13 protein-coding genes are annotated in these 21,578 nt (G+C 38.4%); 3 read left to right on the top strand and 10 right to left on the bottom strand.

Going from position 1 to position 21,578, the window contains the following annotated elements:
• Positions 1–38: 38 nt before the first annotated feature.
• Together JW962_01110 and JW962_01105 are read right to left on the bottom strand one after the other, a co-directional pair.
• The gene (locus JW962_01110; GenBank protein ID MBN1373920.1) at positions 39–1,403 is read right to left on the bottom strand and encodes a hypothetical protein; all 1,365 of its coding nucleotides are present in this window, start codon (positions 1,401–1,403) and stop codon (positions 39–41) included.
• A 527-nt stretch (positions 1,404–1,930) separates the two neighbouring features.
• A complete protein-coding gene (locus tag JW962_01105; protein MBN1373919.1) occupies positions 1,931–2,818 on the bottom strand; it encodes a DUF1749 domain-containing protein in 888 nt (295 codons plus the stop codon).
• Between the two features lie 34 nt (positions 2,819–2,852).
• Here JW962_01105 and JW962_01100 point away from each other — a divergent pair, with 34 nt between their 5' ends.
• Complete coding sequence (locus tag JW962_01100; protein ID MBN1373918.1) at positions 2,853–4,850, top strand: hypothetical protein; 1,998 nt, start codon at positions 2,853–2,855, stop codon at positions 4,848–4,850.
• Here JW962_01100 and JW962_01095 read toward each other — a convergent pair.
• Both JW962_01095 and JW962_01090 read right to left on the bottom strand, forming a co-directional pair.
• Positions 4,843–6,774 carry an alanine--tRNA ligase gene (locus JW962_01095; protein ID MBN1373917.1) on the bottom strand — a complete coding sequence of 644 codons (1,932 nt, stop codon included), beginning with the start codon at positions 6,772–6,774 and terminating at the stop codon, positions 4,843–4,845. The two genes, JW962_01100 and JW962_01095, sit on opposite strands and share 8 nt — an antisense overlap.
• Before the next feature lie 193 nt (positions 6,775–6,967).
• Positions 6,968–10,012: a transglycosylase domain-containing protein gene (locus tag JW962_01090; GenBank protein MBN1373916.1), complete on the bottom strand. Its 3,045-nt coding sequence runs from the start codon at positions 10,010–10,012 to the stop codon at positions 6,968–6,970.
• A gap of 285 nt (positions 10,013–10,297) precedes the next feature.
• Between JW962_01090 and JW962_01085 the strand changes: the two genes are divergently transcribed.
• Together JW962_01085 and JW962_01080 are read left to right on the top strand one after the other, a co-directional pair.
• Positions 10,298–12,280, top strand: a complete 1,983-nt coding sequence (locus JW962_01085) for an ATP-dependent DNA helicase RecG (protein ID MBN1373915.1) — start codon at positions 10,298–10,300, stop codon at positions 12,278–12,280.
• Positions 12,281–12,394: 114 nt separating this feature from the next.
• Positions 12,395–14,248, top strand: a complete 1,854-nt coding sequence (locus JW962_01080) for a GTP-binding protein (protein MBN1373914.1) — start codon at positions 12,395–12,397, stop codon at positions 14,246–14,248.
• A 1-nt stretch (position 14,249) separates the two neighbouring features.
• Here JW962_01080 and JW962_01075 read toward each other — a convergent pair whose 3' ends face one another.
• From JW962_01075 to JW962_01050, 6 genes are read right to left on the bottom strand one after another with little or no spacing between them, the layout of a single operon-like run.
• Positions 14,250–14,768, bottom strand: coding sequence for a hypothetical protein (locus JW962_01075; GenBank protein ID MBN1373913.1), 519 nt, complete (start codon positions 14,766–14,768; stop codon positions 14,250–14,252).
• An 8-nt stretch (positions 14,769–14,776) separates the two neighbouring features.
• A complete protein-coding gene (gene argS, locus JW962_01070) occupies positions 14,777–16,555 on the bottom strand; it encodes an arginine--tRNA ligase (protein MBN1373912.1) in 1,779 nt (592 codons plus the stop codon).
• A gap of 55 nt (positions 16,556–16,610) precedes the next feature.
• Entirely contained in the window at positions 16,611–17,108 is a 498-nt protein-coding gene (locus JW962_01065; protein ID MBN1373911.1) for a hypothetical protein, read from the bottom strand.
• A 53-nt stretch (positions 17,109–17,161) separates the two neighbouring features.
• Complete coding sequence (locus tag JW962_01060) at positions 17,162–19,324, bottom strand: hypothetical protein (GenBank protein ID MBN1373910.1); 2,163 nt, start codon at positions 19,322–19,324, stop codon at positions 17,162–17,164.
• Positions 19,321–20,466, bottom strand: coding sequence for a hypothetical protein (locus tag JW962_01055; GenBank protein MBN1373909.1), 1,146 nt, complete (start codon positions 20,464–20,466; stop codon positions 19,321–19,323). Before JW962_01055 ends, JW962_01060 begins: the two co-directional genes overlap by 4 nt.
• The gene (locus JW962_01050; protein MBN1373908.1) at positions 20,466–21,452 is read right to left on the bottom strand and encodes a hypothetical protein; all 987 of its coding nucleotides are present in this window, start codon (positions 21,450–21,452) and stop codon (positions 20,466–20,468) included. The genes JW962_01055 and JW962_01050 overlap by 1 nt, the downstream gene beginning before the upstream one ends.
• Positions 21,453–21,578: the final 126 nt, after the last annotated feature.

Below are 21,578 nucleotides of genomic sequence, written 5' to 3'. Positions count from 1 at the left end.
CGACAAAGCTATGATGTGCCCCATCTATTAATTTTCCACTAACTTATTCTACTAAGCTCCGCCAAATGTTCATCGATTCTCTGAGTTAAAATATCATATTGCTCTTGAACCGCTTCTTTCATGGCCCGAAGAAACATATCCGCAGTTAAGGCAACACCAGAGCCGAGATCCGGGAGTTTTTCTGCTTGAGCTGCCCAGACTGAGTTTGCCGACTCATCGATAATATCCCATAGCACCCACCTCCGGGAATCATTTAAATCCAACAATCCAGGATTTATCCCAAGTCTCTCGAATATAAGGTCCTGCATGCCCATAGATCCTCCACCAGTAAATAATATACCCATCACTTCTTCTCTAGTGATTCCAACCTTATCCATTAAATAATCAACAACCATTGACCCGAAATCATACTGGCATTCGCACTGGTACGCTAGCTCTTCAATTTCATTATCTCCAGCAATTTCAAACCTTGTCAGCCAGGACGTAAAATACTCATCAACATTTCTGTAAATTACGTTAGTGAAATATTTGCAATCAGTCGTGTCGCAAAGAACTGGCCGGAAACCTTGAAATCCTTTAATGAATTTCCCGGCATATTTGCCTCTAAAAATGTCAGCTCCCACGACTTTCATATCTTCAAGAAAATTCGGCATCTGCTTGAATGACTCAACGGCTTCATCAAGACCTACCTGGGCAGCACGAAGAAAAGGATCAATCAGGTGACTGATATTTTGAAGAGAAATCAATACTCTCGGCCTGAAATTCATGCTTCCACTCGAATCTTCTTCAAAATACGTAATTCCTCCAAGTGTCATATTCTTATGATCCAACATATCATAAACAAGAGGGGAGTATCTCACAATCCTGTTTGCCGTGATCGCCAGATCATAATTTGATGCAAAAAGATCTATATCTCTTACAAAGCTTCTAGCTCTTACGCCGACAATATCCTTGTAATGAACCTCTGCAAGCCTGGTACCAAAACATGCCTGTAATGCCAGTAATCCTACCGGTATGCCAAGTTCTTTGTAATGCATTGGATCGGTTTCAGTCCTTGATTTATTCTGCCCATCCAAAACACCCAAACCAGCAAAACGCGGATCGGTTTCATATACTTCATTGATATTACGAATTGCGCCAATAAGCTCAGACTCAGACATGGCTTCTATAGCTTGAAAAACTTCTTCATGCAAAATAACGCGTCCGGTTTCCTCATCAATATGCGCACGAGGTGCCGGCGCCTTTGCTACATCTACTGTGCTCATTGAAGTTGGGGATACCTCAGAGATCGGTGTTGCTGTTGTGCCAGCACTTTTCTGGACAGGCTGCTGCTCAACAAACACTTGGGAAGTACGGCTACAAGCAGAAACCGTCACACCGACCAGGGCTCTAAGTAGCCACATACCAAACTGTCTTCTCGATAAGCGACCGTCTCCTTGGGTAGGTCTGTCTTCTTCCTCCGGCAGGTAGGGTGTAGTGCCATTTCCTGTTTCAGCTGTAGCTCGATTTAAACTGTCTACCATTGAATAAATAAATGTAATAATACAGAAACAACAATTATACACCACCCATTGTACTATAGTATAAGGCTTCGGGAAGGTTCAAGTTCTGTAACCTCTGAGTTATCACAAAAGAGAACAGAATTCTACGACCAGCGATAGATCATTATGTTTAGAAGGAATTGATTTTATACTCTGGTTTTAAACCTAAGGCGAGAACAGAAAATGTCGCCTATCACTGAACTGTGCCGCGACGTTTCTCACACTCATCGAATCAGAAAATATAATATGATAAAAAGAAGTTCTCCTCCGGCTCCAGTTGTTGCGGTACTGGTAAAAATACATGAAGTTTGGGATTTGGATAAAGATATTCTTGTCGAATAGTCTAGCTAACCTCGTAGACCTGACCTCACTTCGTACTATAGCGACAATTAGTTGTCAACTGAACCCACAAATTCTATAACACTTTTAGCAGCCATATCCTCGTACCCGCCAAAACCGTGCGTTGCACCTTCAATTAGTTTGCCAGTTCCATTTTTAAGTTTTGAAAGCATAAATTTAAGAACTTCTGAAAACTTGCCTTCTTGCCCTGGTGCAAAGTACTCATCTTTAGACCCAACAATTACATGTACAGGGAGGTTCAATGCCTTTAGCACAGGAAACTCGTACTCTTTATTATAAAAGTCAAACATTCTGCCAAGATTTGTATCATCATACCAGGAAAGAAACGTTTGATAAGAAGAATCAGATGGGTCGTACTCCGAAGGAATAATGTCTCTGCCCTTACCTTCTCTAACCTTTTTCCTTGTCGTTTCTACATATTCTTTCAACTTACCTTTAGTATAGATATCTGACCCAGCAGTTTTATCAAAAGGACAAAGCAAAATCAGTGCTTTTACTCTATCTGCATATTTTCCTTCTGACATATATCTTACAATCTTTATAGTTCCTAAAGAATGCCCTTGTAAAATAACTGATTTGTAGCCAAGCTCTAAAAGAAACTTAATCCATGCACTAATATCGTAGTGAGCCTCTTCTAAGCGCTCGTAATCACCACCAATATTTCGACCAACTTCGGGAGTTGCTGTATGAAACTCTGTAGCCATACCCATGCCTCGAGTTTGGCATGTTAGATAAGCATTGCCATCTGAGGAAACCGTGTCACCAATCGCATGTACAAATTTATTTGAAAAGAAATCGCCCTCAAACCCGTGAACATGAATAATTGCAGGTTTAGTTTTATCCCCTTCCACAAAAAATGCACTTAACTGTAAGTCATCTTCTGTGAAGGTTTGTACCAATTGACCTTTTGTGCTCATGTATTTATTCTACCACGGCTTTAAGCTGTTTTCTATGACACAAATACGTTATAATATACGTTCGGTGCTAACAAAATATGTAAATGTAACCATGGATGAAGGAAGAAGAAACGCACTAAAAGGAATTGGGAGCTTATTGGTATTACCTTTGCTGAGTGCTTGTAAAATAACACCGCAAATTATTCCACCAGATGAGCAACCGACTACACCTACCACACCTCCGACATCTCCAACAAGTACACCTATTGCTACTCCAGTACCTTCAGAACAGATATCCATTACTTCCGAGTCCTTAGCTGAAGCTTCTCAGGAGCTTAAAATTCATTGTCTTGACCATCCGGTTTCAAGCGAAGAAGAACTGAATTCCATTTTATCTGATCCACTCAAAAACAGAGATTCTGACAATTCATTCAGAAATTATATGCTATATGTCTCCAAAGAAGCTTGGGATACCTGGCAAAGCGATCCTTATTCGGTATTAGGAGAATATACAAGTCAATTTCAAGATTCAGAAAATCCTCAAAACACACTTATCAATTTTTTGCTTTTCCAACAACAGGAAATGATGAATATTCTTGAAAGATCCGGAGTACCAATAAGATCAATCCAGCCTATTCAGTTAACCGATATAGTTATCTGTACTGAAGAATTTATGCATCAAACAGATAACCCTGACAAAATAAGGATCTGTACATACTTTTCAAAATTTAATCATACTTACGGAACATTCCCTATTACAAAGGATTGGAAACCTTGGGCAGAAATCTCTATGTATCCAGAATTCTCAATGGACTACTTTCCAAAACCTATTTTCTATCAATACCTGCATGAGTTGATGCATTACTTATTTTATATCGGGACACACTTTATTGACTACTCTGAACTAAACCTTTGGGAAGTAAATAAACGATTACGCTTATACGACCAAGACAACTCTAGAATTGTTTTTACACAACACAATTGTGTTTGCGCAATACAAAGACCCTTACATAATGGTTTAGTGGAATTTATACCCCCTTCTGGAAATTGCAAAGTAGCACAGGACCAATGGACAATCAATCCTGATCTAGTAAATGCTTTCAACGTTCTTCTTAATAGAACAAAGGTCCCTGATTGTACATCCGACTGGGGGTGGAGAACACAGGTCGTTAATATTTTTTCCGAAGAATCCGTAGATATCCCGGAAAATATAGATATCACTGTTCCTTGCAATGTTCAAATAACTTTTTATATGCCTAGCTCCGTAGCTGTAGACAATGATAGACAGATCGTATTTGATTATGATGCATCACATACAATTGAAGTACCAGCAGAAAAAAACAACGGAAAATTTCCGATTGATCGTAAACTGGTTATATTGCCTGAGGGCACAACGGCAAGTCGACCCAGAGATTCTATCGATCCATTATGCATACACTCCTACCGAACATACATTCTTAAGCTTGGCGAAGGTGTAGACGCATATTACATTCTGATCACCCCGTGGGGAATACCACTTGCTACTTGGAATGCCCAAACTCAAAATGGAATCGCACCAGGAAAAGTAAGACCCCAGGAAATAAACATAATACCACCCCAACCTGTTCCTACGCCTACACCTACCCCAACAAAGACACCTATCCCAACAAATACACCTATCCCGACCCAAACTCCTGTTCCAATACCTGATACATTCAATGAAGGTTGGACTCCAGGGTCTGGACAATTTGGGGATTATGATAAACCTATCGCAGTCACTGATGACTATAAAGATATGCCTAATCTATTCTTGAGATATACAGAAGATGGACATTATAAACTATCGGTCCCTGCAACCTGTTCAGTAACAGATTCAAGCTGTAAATTCCTTGGAGTACTAATTAACGATAAGTATTTTATACCCAAGTTCCAATATGACGGCAGCAGCTATATAGCGACGTTCAGTGCTGAAAGTCTACCTGAATTACCAGATAGAACTAACCTTAAGATTTACTACGTAATGGTAGTGAATGGAAAAATTCATGTCGTATACCATGAGGAAACTGTTAATTAACTACCGCTTTAATTCTCCTACTACCAGCGCCAATATTTTCCTGCTTTAAAATCCTGAACTTACCTTGCTTTGCAATTTCGTTAGTATTTTCTACATGAGGACCGCCGCAAATTTCTTTGGAAAAAACTTCCCCCGTTGTTTCGTCTAGAAGTGTGTAAACTGACACCTTTTCACCGTACCTATCATCAAACACACCTTCGGCACCTACTTCACGAGCATCGGTTAAAGACATCTCTTCCTTAGTCATTTTTAGATTGCCCGAAATTGCTTTATTTACAAGTTCCTCTACCCTTGTAACCTGATCATCGGTTAATGCTTCAGGGTGACTAAAATCAAACCGCAACCGCTCTGCCGTAATGTTACTACCCTTTTGGTGCACATGATCACCCAGGACTACTTGCAATGCCTTTAAAAGAATATGGGTAGTTGTATGATACATCGTGGTTATTTCGGATGCGTCTGCAAGCCCACCTTTAAACTTTTGAGAAGCACCAATGCGTGACTTTTCACGATGAGCCAATTCTGCAGCTTTAAATTCCGAAAGTAGCTTCTTAACATCGGAATCCATAAAGATAACCCCACGAAATTTCATGTGGTTACCAACTTCCTCTATTATAAGTTCAACCGGCAAACCATACGTCTCCTTAAAATAAAACAATTTCTCACCAGTTATATTATCCACACCTTTTATCTCTTTTGCCCAACTTGTCAACTGTTTTACAGCCTTATCAATCGTCCTTCTAAACTTACCCTCTTCCTCACGAATTACGTCTAAAATATGACCACGCTGTGACTCTAAAAAAGGATAAGGAGTTTTCATTCTGTCAATGACCGCTTCGGCAACTTTGCCTGCAAACTCTTTATCGATTCCTAATTTTTTCCCAACAACCACAAGTCTTCTAATAAACCGCCTAAGAATATAACCCTGGTCCTTGTTTGAAGGTAAAACTCCGTCGGCAATCAAGAAAACAGAAGCCCTTCCATGATCAGCAAGAATTCTGAAATATCGTGTATTAGCGTTTTCCTCTTCGTTGTCCTTGTATTTTTTGCCACTAACCTCTTCCAACTTTTCAATAATCGGCCTGAATATGTCGGTTTCAAAAATATCTTTCTTTCCTTGTACAACCATGCAAATTCGCTCAAGTCCGCCTCCAAAGTCAACATTTTGCTTACCCAATGGGGTCCAATTCATGGCATCATCAAGCCTATATTCCATAAAAACACTGTTCCCAATCTCCACAAACCTGCCGGAGTCATCATTAATATGGTATTCGTCTTGCTCCCGTTCTATCTTGCCCATGTCATAAAAAATTTCGGAAGTAGATCCACCTAGTTCACCGGAAGCTTCCCCTCGCTGCCACCAGTTTTTTTTACGATCATATGGAAAAATACGAGCAGTATGTGTTTTTCCGGCAACAAGATCTTTAGGTAAGTTTGATTTGTTTTCACAAAATTCTGCAGTAATACAATGCTTTTTAAATACATTTTTCCACAAGGTAACAGCCTCGTCGTCTCTTGGAACCAAGTCGTCACCACCCCAAACGGAAACATATAACCTACTGGGGTCAATCCCTAATTCATCTACTAAAAAGTCCATAATCCACGGAATTTGCTCCTTCTTAAAATAGTCGTTAAGTGACCAATTTCCAACCATTTCAAACATAAGAGTATGCCTATTATCACCAATTTCCATCCAATCATCATAGGACGTACGCAATGACCGTTGAATATTACAAAGTCTTGTTCCAAGCGGATGTTTTTTACCTGCCAAATACTCCGTTAACGGAAACATTCCGGAATTCACAAACAATAGTGTGGGATTGTTTTCGGGTACAAGTGAAACTGCCGGAATTTCCTTGTGCTTACGTGGAGCAGAAGTCCAGTAAGATATCCATTTTTGTCTGATTTGATCGGATGTTAACATAACAAAAACCTAACAATTTAAACACCGGAGGACCTTTTTAAAGGTGGTACCACCTCCGTTTTCTTTTGAAGTCACCCCCAAAAGACTTGTTAGGTACAAAAGACCTACCCGACTTACCTTAAGGAAAAGCCAACGTTCCCTTGCTCCCCAAGTGGCATTTGTCTTGGATCAACGCGGTAGATTATATCAAATATTAAGGTATTTGATAATTGTATGCGGCACTTTCAAATGTTTCAACACCAGCCTTTGCAACAGCATAAATCGTGTACCATGCACCGGATGTCATATCGCTAATTGTCATGTTGGTTGTCCATAGACTAACCGAAGATATTTCGCCAGACAATGTTTTAACCAAAGTGTTGGAACTATTGTATACATAAAACGTAACCGAATTTACATCCCCAATATCGGCTCCACTTAGGTTTGCTTGCAACTCCTTGACAGAACTGGAAAATCCGTTAACTACAGATACCGACAGAAATATATTTCTTGGTTGTCTTACAGATACAGTTCTTGTTGCTTCAGTCACCCTATCGGCACTATCACGTACAACAACTCGTACGATATGGTTACCGGTTGTTGTCCCGGAAGGAACAAGGTAAGTTATATCTGCTGAATTACTGTTAATATCGCCAGTTCCAACAAGTGTTGAGTCAAAAAATATTTGTGCACTAACAATTGGATCAAGTGAAATCGTAGTAAAAGCAATTCTTAGATTTGTCTCGGCAATAACCTCCTGACCCTCTACCGGCGAAGAGAATGCAACCACCGGTTCATTGTTCCCGCCAAGTCCAAGTGGACAGGTTGCTTCAGCCGGAAGCTCAAAGGCATAACGGACATCGGCAATATTCTTTCCTAACATCCCTGCAATTGTATCTCTATGATCGGTTAACCATTTATGCCACTCGTTATCGTGGTTAGTATTTACAAGCTTGTAATCAACATACATAATATCGTCGATTAATCCCATTTGTCTTGCCTCTGATTCATTTGTTGCAATTAGGCCGTTTACCCTACAAATCGGATATGTCTTATGCGAATCGTCGTTGTCAGGCAAACTGTCTGCATTAAACACAAATGTTTCGGTAGGACATGCAGTATTTTCGCCAGCCGGTAAGCCTGTGTCCATACAAACTCTTTTCTCTACGATATTTCCCGGTCTGGTTATCCAGGCTTTATCAAATCTACCAATCACACGCTGCAAGTAGCTATGAGCAATTGGCAATGGAACTGTTGTACTCCAACCCTGCTGACCTCTACATGTCCCATCGGCATAACGATATCCACAGGTTACTTCGTTGTTGTTATTTCCGGCCCATACTCCTACAACAAGCTTGGGGTAATACAAAAATGAGGTGAGATCTCGAGGTCCATCGGTTGTACCTGTTTTTCCGCAAAGCCTTTGTCCACCAATTGTATAAAGTTCTTTCATTGGTCTTGTTGTATTACTTTCGTTACATAAAACCCAGTTTAGTAAATATGCCTCCTGTTCATTTATAACTCTGTAACTGTCACCTAAATCGGCTTCATAGATAACGTTATCTTTTTTATCCAGAACCTTTAAAATTGGCACCGGTTCATGCTGGATTCCACCGGAAGCAAATGCGGCATATGCATTTGTGAGCTCAAGAAGCTTCATTTCCGCAGTACCTAGTGTTATCGAAACTCCGTAGTTACTAACATCATTTAGAGTTGAAATCCCGAGTCGCTCGGCAGTTGCAACAAAATTGTGTACCCCCACAAGTTCGGAAGTGTATAATGCCGGAAGGTTTCTTGACCGCAGTAATGCATCACGCATAGGAATAATTCCATCGTACCTTCCATCCCAGTTTTTAGGTTGATATGCTGCTCCAAAACTCCAAGATATATCGGGAGCAAGTGTTGAAGGCGAATAACCTTGTTCAAACGCAGTAAGGTATGTAATTGGTTTAACGGCAGAGCCCATTTGGCGCGGACTTAATGTAACATTAACATTTCCATCGACACGCGGGTCATCAATTGTCCAATAATCATATGAACCCACCATTACAAGTATTTCCCCTGTTTGCGGATCAAGAACAACCATTGCTCCGTTATTTACATTGTACTGTTCACGAAATCCTACTTCAGTACCGGTACCGTCAATTGCAACACGAATCTCCTCTTGTGCAATTTGCTGCATGTCATAATCAAGACTGGTTATAACAGTAAGACCACCCTGCTCAACAACTTCGGCCCCATACATTTCTACCAAAAGCTGCCTCACCCAAAGTACAAAATGTGGAGACTTAATATCAATCGGTTTGGGATTATATGTAATTTGCTGAAGTCGAGCTTCGTCAATATCTTCTTGGGTAATACCGTATCTTTCGTTAAGTTTTGTGAGATTTTTCTCCATTAAGTCAAGAACCATATCTTTCTGCGCAATCGCTTCCTCCGGTGCAAATCCAAATAACGGAGAATAATAACTTGGAGCCTTAATTATTCCGGCCAAAAGTGCACTTTCTGCAAGTGTAAGTTGAGATACGTCCTTTCCAAAATATGACTGAGCTGCTGCCTGAAACCCGTATACGGTTCCACCAAGCGGAATTTCGTTCATGTAAAGCTCTAATATCTCATCCTTTGTAAGTTGATTCTCGAGTTCAAGGGTTATTAATATCTCTTTTATTTTTCGGAGATATGATTGTTCATATGCTTTCTCCCCAAGATAATCCAATAAAATTGTGTTCCTAACTAGCTGCTGACTTATTGTACTTGAACCACGGACAATCTTTCCAGAACGGAAGTTGTCGTAAAATGCGGCAACAAGACCAGTCCAATCGACACCACTGTGCTCATAAAAATCTTTATCTTCTGCAGATAATACTGCCGCACGTGTTACATTGGGAATTTGGTCGAGAGAAACGTATTCTCTATTCTGATCACCAAAGGTTGTATACAATAGATTCATATTACGATCGTATATTCTGGTGGCTTCTGCAATATTCCGATTCCAAATTTCACCCGGATTCGGAAGGTCTTTTTTTACATTACGCAGGAAAATCATGAGTACAATTGCACCTATTATTCCAATGACTCCAAAGATAACTACAGCGGCTGTACCAACACGTTTAATCCAGGTTTGAGCATCTTTTGAAAGGTGAACACCTTTTATTCTGCGTCTATACTTTGAATACCCGATGTTCATTACCGAGCGACGCTTGGGCGGAGTTTTACGTTTTGGTTGTTTTTTTGTTGTTGAGACGCTAAAAGTTACCATTTTGTTTTTGTTAATTATTCAAGTTTCATTATACCTAAATTTTGGGATTGTTGGTATATACAATACGAGGGTTACCTAAAGAAAGTAACAACCTTTATATTTTCGTTATTTAATGGTATCATATACCTTGTTGAATTGCCATTTACAGGCAAACTCGACATAAACTAAAGAGGCAGTAAAATGAAAGTAAAAAATGTTCAAAAAGCTGTCTGGATAATTATTCTTGTTGCTACACTTTTATCAATAATAGGTCCAGTCTTGCTTACGATATTTTACTAAAGCCAAATGTCGGAAAAAAAAGTTACTGCCAATGACAATGTTCAATATCTTCCCAGAGTTGGTCCCAAAGTTGCAATATTACTTAGTAAATTAGGCATTGAGCGAGTCGAAGATCTGTTAAATCATTTTCCTACAAGATATGTTGACACTTCACAAATATTAAGGGTCCACCAACTACTAGTAGAGAAAGAAGGTACGGTTTTACTAAAAATTACAAATGTTAAAAGGGTTTTCACAAGAACCAAAGGAATGTCAATTGTAACTGCTACCGGAACAGATGGTGAAAACTTTATCTCTATAAGATGGTTTAACCAGCCCTATATTCTTTCTGCAATAAAACCCGGAAACGACTATCTTTTTTCGGGAAAACTAACGGTTAAGACCAACGAATTTTATCTATCCAACCCAATTCATGAGGAAATAAAAGAAAACTCACTTGAGTCAACTGTACACCTTGGTCGAATAACTCCAGTATATCCGGAAACAAAGGGGTTAAGCTCAAGAAAATTTAGAACTATTTTCACAAAAATCAAACCACTCGTTAAAGAGCTTGTAACTGAAACACTTTCTACAGAACTATTAACAAAGGAATCATTAATTCCCCGCTCGGAAGCAATCTTCAAGATTCATTTTCCGGAATCCGAAACTGACATTGAAAAAGCAAGAGAACGTATAGGTTTCGAGGAATTATATGAGATTCAACTAAAACTTAAGAAAATAAAAACAATTCAAAAGAAGAGAAAGGCTATCCCTATTACTCCCAAGAAAGGCCTCCCACTACTAATCAAGACTTTTCCGCATGAACTTACAAAAGCCCAAAAGCGATCAATTGAAGAGATTATTGTCGATACAAGCGGTAAAGCGCCAATGCACCGATTACTTGCAGGTGACGTAGGTTGCGGGAAAACAATCGTTGCATTAACAGCACTTGTATCAGCCATTGACAACAAGCTAACCGGAATAATCATGGCACCAACGACAATTCTTGCCGCCCAGCACTATGAAACAATAAAAAGCTATCTCCCACCAAAATATACAAACTCTATAAAATTGATAACGGCACAAACCCGAAAAATAAAAATTGAGAACAAACCACAAATTTTAATTGGAACCCAGGCGCTACTGCATCATAAGGATCTACCTAAAAAAATTGGTGTAGTTGTAATTGATGAGCAACACAGGTTTGGCGTACGTCAACGAGGAAAGCTAGCTTTTGTTGATAAAACAGGTAATAATCCCCACTATTTGATTATGACGGCAACACCAATTCCAAGAACACTAGCACTTTCTTTGTATGGAAGTCTTGACATCTCTTATATCGATGAAATGCCAAAAGGCAGAATTCCAGTCAAAACTCATTTCACAAATAATACGGAAAAAGTATACGAATGGATAAGAGAAAAAATCCTTAATGGAAAGGAAACTGAAGACTATGAACAATTGTTTGTTATCTGTCCGTTAATTGAAGAATCCCCTCATCTCCAGTCAAAGGCTGCCATGCTTGAGTTTGATCGGCTTAAAAATAAAATCTTTCCTGAATTTGATATTGCACTCCTACATGGAAGACAAAAGGAACAGGAAAAACAAAAAATTCTTAGCGATTTTGCCAAGCTTAGATACGACATATTGGTAGCAACACCGGTAGTCGAAGTTGGAATTGATATACCGCACGCAAGTATTATGATTATTGAAAGTGCGGAAAGGTTTGGACTTGCACAACTGCATCAATTAAGAGGAAGAATAGGACGACGAAATCAGAAGTCTCATTGCTTTTTGTTTTCCGAGAGTGATTCAACTGATGTAAAGGAAAGACTTGAATATTTTGCAAAAACAATCGATGGACTTAAAGTCGCCGAATATGACCTTAAGCGGAGGGGACCGGGTGAAGTTTACGGGACTTTACAAAGCGGTATTCCTAGAATAAAAATTGCATCCCTTCTTGATCAAAGCTTGATGAAACGCACTCACGATGCAGTATTTGGTGAATAAACGGAACATAGATACAAAAAATCATCATTCGGTGGTATAATAGTCGGTTCCTACTTATTAATATCCCCATTCGGGTAAGTAATAAAGGCAGACAGATATTTTACGTATTATTCTATGCAACAGGCAGATATTCGAAACATAGCAATCATTGCACACGTAGATCATGGAAAAACCACACTGGTTGATGCATTTATAAAACAAAGCCAGTTGTTTAGAGATAATCAGCAAGAGATGAAACAAACCCAGATTCTTGATTCTAATGAGCTTGAACGTGAAAAAGGTATAACTATTCTTGCAAAAAATATTGCAATCGATTATAAGGGCTACAAAATAAATATTATCGATACTCCCGGTCACTCGGATTTTGGCGGTGAAGTTGAACGAACATTAAATATGGCTGATGGATGTATTCTTGTTGTTGACGCTCAGGAAGGTGTAATGCCTCAGACGGAATTTGTTTTGCGCAAGGCATTTGAGCTAAATCTACCTGTAATTGTTGTAATAAATAAAATTGACAAAAAGTTCGCAGATGTCATTAGTACCAGAAAAAAAGTTGAGGACCTATTTTTAAATCTTGCTACGAGTGATACCCAACTAAGCTTTCCTGTATTCTATGCAATCGGCAGAGAAGGTAAAGTCTTTGAAAATCTACCCGAAGGTGACTTAACCGTTCCAGATGTAACTCAAGGTACAATCCAACCCCTACTCGACAAAATTATTGAATATATTCCCAAACCCCAAGGGGACATAAATGGCAGCTTCCAAATGCAGGTTGCCGCACTTGATTATGACAGTCATGTAGGTAGATATCTTATTGGTCGAGTAAACAGAGGAAAAGCAAAAATTGGACAAACGCTTATATTATGTAAACCGGAAGATTCCAACCTATCATCGGGAAAAGTTACAAAAATTTTTGTAAGAAAAGGACTTAACTACGAGTCAACAGACATCGCAGAAACAGGTGATATTGTTGCAATAACAGGAATCGAATCAACAGAAATAGGAGCCACACTTTGTGATTTTCAAACTCCTGAACCATTATCATTGATAAAGATTTCTCCACCTTCAGTAAAAATTAAAATTGAACCTAATACTTCACCATTTACCGGAAAAGATGGAGACTACGTTACGGCAAAGCAAATTGAACAACGTATTGAGCGCGAAAAGGAAACCAATATTTCATTAAAAATTGAAAAAGCCCAAGGCAGCAGTTATTATATTTCTGGTCGAGGAGAACTTCAGTTGTCAATCCTTATTGAAACATTACGACGAGAAGGCTACGAATTTCAGGTGAGAAGACCTGAAGTAATTCTGCAAGAAGAAGACGGACTTATTAAAGAGCCGGTAGAAAAGCTTTATATCGACGTTCCGGAAGAATGGATTGGTATCATAACAAACGAGCTTGGCCACAGGAAAGCAATTTTACAAAGCATGGAAACCTCAAAAGGAATTGTTCATTTTATTTACCAAATAAAAACAAGAAATCTGCTGGGACTTAGAAACACGCTTTTGACTCAAACCAAAGGAACTTCGGTTTTAAATAGTTTTGTATCCGGCTATGAGCCTTTAGAGAAAATTGATGAAATTAAACGAGGTGGTGTACTAATTGCATACGAGAAAGGTATCTCGACTGATTATGCACTAGGACTAGCCCAAGATCGTGGCGACTTATTTATAAAACCAGGCGAACCTGTTTACGAAGGAATGATAGTAGGAATTAATAAATTCGATACAGATCTTGATATTAACATTGCCAAGGAACGAGAGGTCTCCTCAAGAATGCGTGTTGGTGAAGTTACCCAGATTCCTTTAAAACAAACGCTCCCGCTTACCCTTGAATATGCACTTGTTTTTATTGCCGACGATGAAATGCTTGAAGTAACGCCTCAAAGCTTAAGACTAAGAAAGGTTTTATTGACACGAACCGAGCGAACAAAAGCTAAGCGCCAGATTGGGAACATAAAGTAAATTACTTGCTAGTTGTGATCTGGACATTAGCCATCTGCTCAAGCTCCTCCAATGTATAATTTCCAAATATTCCCCTTCCATTGTTAATGAAGAATAATGGTTTAACTACATTATTTGCCTGCTGAAAAGAACCTTTCCATTTAAGTGAATAGACAGAAATGTTATTTTCTGAAAGGTGTTGTTTTAAACGATCCAGTCTATATATATCTGTAAGAATCTGTACCCGTCTGAGATCATTTACGCTAGACTCCGAAGCCTGACATTTTGAAACCTCGGCTTTATTTAAAGATACTTGTCTCAAAAGAACGGCTGCATCGATTTGAGTTAACTGCTCAAGTGCTAGATCCGTATACCCTGCTTTTAGTAAAAGTACACGAAACGCATCATAATCTATTTGCCTCGGATCTCTAACGTAGAATCCAGTTAGTTGTTTTCTATGCTCTGCTAGATATTCTGGTGAATTAAAATCCGGAAGTTGGACAGTTATAGATTCAACTTGCCGATCCTCGCGATCATTCATTTCGATTTTTACATTTTTTCTACTATCTCTATTCCTAAAAGATAAAGCCCTTCCTTCATTACACGAGCAAACATTGAGACAAGCGTTAATCTCGCAGCTTTCTTTTGGGTATCAGGCTCTTTAAGTACCGGAACATTTTCATAAAATCTACTAAAACTTTGCGCAAGCTTGTATAAGTAATCGGCAAGATAATTAGGGCTATAGGCTTTTGTGGCATCTTCCACAACGCCCGAAAATTTGGTTATTGACTTGATTAATTCCTGTTCCTCTTTTGTCGAACAAGCAGGACAAGTCTGTGACATTTCCCCATCTGTGGGACAAGTCACAGACATGTCCCTATCTGCGGGACAAGTCACAGACATGTCCCTACTGCCTACGGCCCTTGCCCTTACATAACTATACTGCAAATATGGACCCGAATTTCCTTCAAGACTTACACACTCGTCCATGTCAAACGCCATGTATTTAAATGGGCTAACCTTTAAGAATGAATATTTTACGGCACCGACACCCACCGTTTCCGAAATTTCGGTATTATCCGAATCTTCAGCCGAATTGTCTTTTGCAGTTTCTGTTGGTAAAGCATTAATTCGAGAAACAGCTTCATCCAAAATGTCCATTGCTAAAACAACTTTGCCCTCTCGTGAACTCATTTTTCCTTTTTTAAGCCCCACAAATTCATACGCATTGTGATACTGTTTTCCTTTAAAAAGCTTAGGGTTTAAAAGCTCCTGGACCTTAAAAGTTACCTTAAAAAAGCTTATCTGTTCAACGGCCACGTTGTGAATACACAAATCTAATTCCCCAAAATCGGTAAATTCTTTATATGCAAGTCCGAGTTCTTTACCTTCGTAGGTTGGTAATCCTTCATTGTTTATAAACACCCTGGTATCAAGCCCATGTGGCTTTCCGTCAAAAATTACTGCACCGTCACTCTCTTTAAGAATTCCCTTTTCTAATGCTTGTTTACTATACATAAGTCCATCGTTCATAACTTCTGTTTCCATGTATTCTCTATCGAATCTGGAATATACCCGCTTATATATTTCATGAAAATGCTCCAAACTCCAAGTTTTCCCAAGTTGCCAAAGTTTCGTGATTTTGGGATTTTCACCTGAATATATTTGCTTATTAATTTCTCTTATTTCTGATTTTGCGCTTTCGTTATCTTTATATGCGGTAGCACCTTGTGCATACAATTTCCCTAAAAATGTAGCTTTCTCACGTGGAGCCATCGGATAATCTTTAGGATCGGTTTTTAAAAATGCCCATAAACATTTTGCAATATGCAAGCCTACATCACCCTGGTAATTTGTTCTTATTACCTTTGCACCTGATGCTTCGAACAGGCGAACAAGTGATTCACCAAGGCAGATATTTCGCAGGTGTCCAATATGAAACGATTTAAACGGATTAGGATGTGCAAACTCTATCATTACTTTTTTGCCATTCCAAAGACTGTTTGTAGCTAGCGGTTTTCCTTTATTTGCGGCATCGACCATTTCGCAAAACTTTGTTTGATATACAGAAGTCAGTAGTTTAAAATTTATATATCCGGGACTGGCTACGGTTGCCTCTGCGATATCTGAAACGTTAAGTGTCTTAACGATTTCCTGTGCGATTTCTACCGGATTTTTTTTAAGTCTGCCGGCAAGCTGCATTGCCACATTTGAAAAGTAATCGCCTTTGGATGAATCATTGGGAATATCAACAACTATTTCAGTATCTACCTTGAAGAGTGACTTAACGACTTCCTGGATTTTTGACTTTAGTGTATCGGTAATCATTTTACAGAGTATAAGGTTAACACATAAATTGTATCACAACTTCGGTATTTTGTTACTATTTCTTGGTTTTAGCGAGGACAATTCCTATTAAAAGTCCAACCGTTGCCGTAACAAGTTGGATTAACCCCATTGTTGTTAAGAAAACGCCGGGAACAATACCTAGTTTTACAAAAACATAGGCAGCTAAAAATAACACTCCTGACTTTACTACCGATGGCAAAATATATTTAGCTATATTATTGCCCTTTGCATAACGGTTTAGAATAATTACGTACAGATTGTTAGCAAGTATAATAACCGGTACAAAATACAAGAGAAAAATCGTAAACGGTCCAAACAAAAGTCCCAAAGCAACAGAAATCAAAGATGGAAAAATGGTCAATGGAAAGGTCTTCTTGTATCCAAAGCTTAATACTCCATAAGCTAAAAGTGCATTCACTACAATTCCTGTAACAAGTTGTGGAAGTCCAAGGCTAGGTACAACAAAAAACAAACTTCCCCACAAGAGATAACCCCAATTTGCAAAAGTATATGTCTTAATCTTTTGTAACATGGCAGTTTTAAAAACTTAGCTTAGTAAAAGACGAGTGTCTTAGTAAGTTAATCTTACCCTTTCGGCAAGGTAAATGTAAACGTAGATCCTTTACCCAATGTACTTTCTATTCGAATCCTTCCGCCCATTGCCTTAATTAATCCAAAGGTAACATAAAGCCCAAGCCCGGTACCTCCCGGTCGAATTACGTCACTACCTTTACCTTCTTTCCCATTTACATAAGGGCTTGCTCTAAAAAATTTCTTTCCAAGATTTTTAATATCGGAAGCAGATACTCCCACTCCGGTATCGGTCACAGAACATTCAACGGAATATTCCTTTTCTTTAATAGTAACCGTTACGGAACCTTCCATTGTATACTTTACTGCATTGCTTACTAAATTATCGAGTACTTCTTGAACCCGAAGTTTATCACCTACCACAAGCCAATTCTTTCGCTTATCGTATTTAAAGGTTAGTTTTAAGCCCTTTTCCTTGGCGGTATGATCAAAGGCTAGTTTGGTCTGGCGAATTATCTCATTTAGATTAACCACCTCAAGGTTTAGCTCTATTTTGTTGGCATCGATTTTGGTTGCAGCGAGCATGGTTTCCACAAGGTTTATTTCTCTGTTCATTGCTTCCTTTATGTTGACAAACTGTTCCTTAACTATTGGATCAAGCGTTATCATCTTATTTGTCTCGTAATAGTCGATCATGCTTGATGCATTTTTTATTATGGTAAGTGGAGTTCTTAGCTCATGTCCCATGATATCGAGCATATCTCGTTCACGTCTTCGCATTTCTTTCATTTTTTCCATTTTGTCACGAATCTCTACCGTAGCTGCATCTACCTTCTTTTGAAGGGTTTTACTAAATTCCTGAACTTCTTCATACAAGAGAGCACGGGATACAGCAATTGAGAAATTTTGTTGTAATAGAGACAATAATTCAAAATTTTGAGGTGTAAGAACAATCTGCAAATCCTTCAAGAGGACAAGCCCAAAAAGTTCATCATTTTTGTTTAAAGGCATGATAACATCAATCTTTCGATTGGTCATTAATCCAAATACACTTTTTACAGAAGGCTTAAATGAGTCAACTTGATTAATTTCCATTCGTTCCAACAGACCTTCTGGCGTAGTAATGAAATATTCACCAAACATGTCCCACATTTTTTTAACATCAACAAAGGTATCTGTTTTTTGTTTCGCAAAAACTATTTCAACATTTTCTTTTTTGACAAGCTTATGTGCAACACTTTTAAATGAATTAATTATCGATTTTAAACTAAGTGAACTAGTACTCGTCTCAATGAACGTAAATATATCTTTTGACAGCTCTGTATCACTTAGAAAAATTGGCAACAAAAGGCGGGTGTATGAATAATAAAAGACAACAAGATTAGAACCAATTATTATTGTCAGAATAACGAAATCAGTAATAATAATGAACTTCTGAATGAAATATAATTCTGCTGAAGCAATTACAGTGATGATTAAAATTGAAAACAAATTGCCTAATAACCTTCCTGTATCGATAACGAGTGTACTCACTAAAAAGTTTTCCCTTATGATCAGCAAAAGTATACTCATTGATATAAAGGCTAATGGAGCATATTGAGTTACACCCAAAACAGGTAAAGCGCCAAGTCCAATGGTTAGAATAACAAACAAAATCGCTATACTTGAGGCAATAAGCCGGACTTGTTTCTTTTGCAATGAAGTATATGTTGAATATCTTGAGAACCACCTTAGAAAAGCTACAAAAAGAAAAACACCCGATAAGACCATCACTAAAATATATAGAAAACCTGGTTCGAAATCTGCAGGGCTTCCAGGATTCAATTTAAAGCCCGAGATATTGTGAGCTGTATTCAAAAACGGAAGTACCGCAACAGTACCGATAATTACAATCAGGTCAATTATTTTGGTTAAGTCCCTTTTCTTGTTCCCAACAAGATATGTCCTGGGGAAAATTGTTGTAACATGTGATAGTGCGTTGACGATATGAATAGGAAATAATATTGCATATTTTGCGAAGAGATTTGCAATTTTTATGTCTGGAATCAGGTCAGCTCCTGCATTCGTTACATACCAACATACAACAGATAACAACAAGTAACCATATATATACCGATTAATTGGGGGAAGTTTTTTGTGCGAAACGACAAACGTATATATATTATAGACAAGTGTAAGTCCTACAAATGAATAGATTATGTACAGGTTGATCGTCATTTTCTATATATCTCTATGTCAGGGTACTTATTCATATGAAAATTTTCATATACTGAAGTATATGCTCCTGCACAAGAGATGACAAGCAGATCACCGAGTTGCACATTTCGTGGCAGTAGCACTCGCTTTGCAATAATGTCATAACCGTCACAAGTAAACCCAGCAATTTTGTAAAACTTTCCACTTCCATTTTTCTCAAGTTCTAGAACTTGAGAACGATGATACACAGGATATTCAAAGTGCTCAAGTGCCTCGATAAGACCAAGGAAAACGCTAGTATCGACAACCACTATTGGTGGACGCTTATATGGTTTAATATTTATGACTTTGGTAAGAAGAGCCATCGTATTAGCTACTACCGAACGACCCGGTTCAACAAAAACTTTTTCGATACTGCATTTAAGTCTAAATCTATTTACATACCTGCAAATCCCTCTAACATATTGAATTAACTGCTTTACGTCACCATTATATTTAGCAGGTATACCACCTCCCAGATTTAAATATTTAATCTTTACACCCAAGTGATCCGCATACTCCAATAGGGGACTTAATTTGTCTAGCGCATCTTTCCACGAAGATAACGCCGTGTTTTGTGAACCTACATGAAAGGTTACTCCTTGAATTGGCCACTTATTTTTTTTAGCCTTTCTAACAATGTACTTAAAATATACATCACTCATTCCGAATTTACTTGATAGATCAAAGGCAGAAAGCTTATTCGGTGTACCAATTCTTGCAAAAAGTACAGGTTTATCAACAAACCTAAGAATTTTATCTATCTCCATTTCAGAATCAAAGGCATAGTTCTTAACTCCAATTTGATTTGAAAATATCAAATCTCGTTCTCTTTTGGTAGGAGCCGAGAAAGATATCTTGTCTTTGTCTACTCCAAGATCATGAACTAATTTCAACTCGGCTGCGGATGCAACGTCAAAACCAAATCCCGTCCTAATAATCGACTCTACAACTGGAATAAAATTATTAGCTTTTATTGCGTATAAAACCTGGATCCCGTTTTTTTCGAACTCTTTTAGGACTTCTAAATTATCCTCCAATTGGGTAGGAAAATAGATAAAACGTGGGGTTGTTATATCACTCACTTTTACTGATTTTAAGAAGTTTTTAAGAATTTTTTTCATTATTCTTTTATTTTATTTAATATTTCCACAACAACTTGTGGCTGTCCTGGATTTCTTGGAAAAGCTAGTCGTATACTGTCATACCGACACCCTGAAATTTTATTCAAAAGCCATTGAACTATAGACCCAAGACTTTTATTCGACCTTTTACTCTGAGCAACTTCTGTTCCTTCTAACGTGAAAAAAACGACTTGATCAGGAAAAGGTGGTTTAGGTGCTAAAAGACGATATGAAAAACCAATGGCTCTTAAGTATGTATCAAACATTACTTGGGTCGGATTTAAACTTGGGTCATCTGCTGGAACTTTTGCCACTTCTGCAAGATAAGTCACAAAATCGTCTTGTAAGTAGGCTTTTAGCTCTGCCGCTTGTTCCGAAGTAAGATAATGTCTAATTTCTGAAAGAACAACTTCACTGGCACGCTTAGCCGGTCTGTCAACTTCATTAGGATGATTTATGGTAATTATCCTTCCAACCCCACGTAATATATCAATGTCGGGAATTTTGATAGAACCACCGAGGCGCGTGTATTCAGCGGGTTCATTAGCCGTTTTACTGTGTGCAAGTACTACTACCGAACGTGGATCGTCTATCGCATCAATGTAAGAATTTATTACAGCAGTTACAGGATACGGTAAAGTTATTTCAACAATCTGATCGGCTACCGATCCTTGAATTCCCAGCGATTCCATATGTTTGTTAACTATTTCCGCAGGAACAGATATAACCTGTTCATCCGCTTCATTTGTTCTCACAGAGGTCAAACATCCAGTGGATTCTAACGCTAGTAAGAGATCTCGGTTTTTGTTTGGGTCACGTAAAAACTCAGGCTGTTCTACCCCAGCAACCTTCCAAATCTCCGAAAACGGAGGACGTGAAAATGCTGAAACATAAACTGCTGCACAAGAAATCGCATTGCTAAGCGAAGATGGAAGCCCCTCTCTTTCGTTCGGATCAGGTGGGGTACCAGGGTTAATAATGCTCATATCTCTATATGGATCAACTCAATAATTTCTACAATTATCGAAACTTCTTCTCGATTCTGTAAGCTAATTATAACACAATTTAGGCTCTAAAATCAACCGTTGGATGGTACAAACCGCAAAAAAGTC

The organism is Candidatus Dojkabacteria bacterium (genome assembly GCA_016927995.1).
GTDB lineage: Bacteria > Patescibacteriota > Dojkabacteria > JAFGLO01 > JAFGLO01 > JAFGLO01.
Note: the sequence above shows the minus strand (reverse complement) of the source record. Positions and strands in the feature narration are given on the sequence as shown.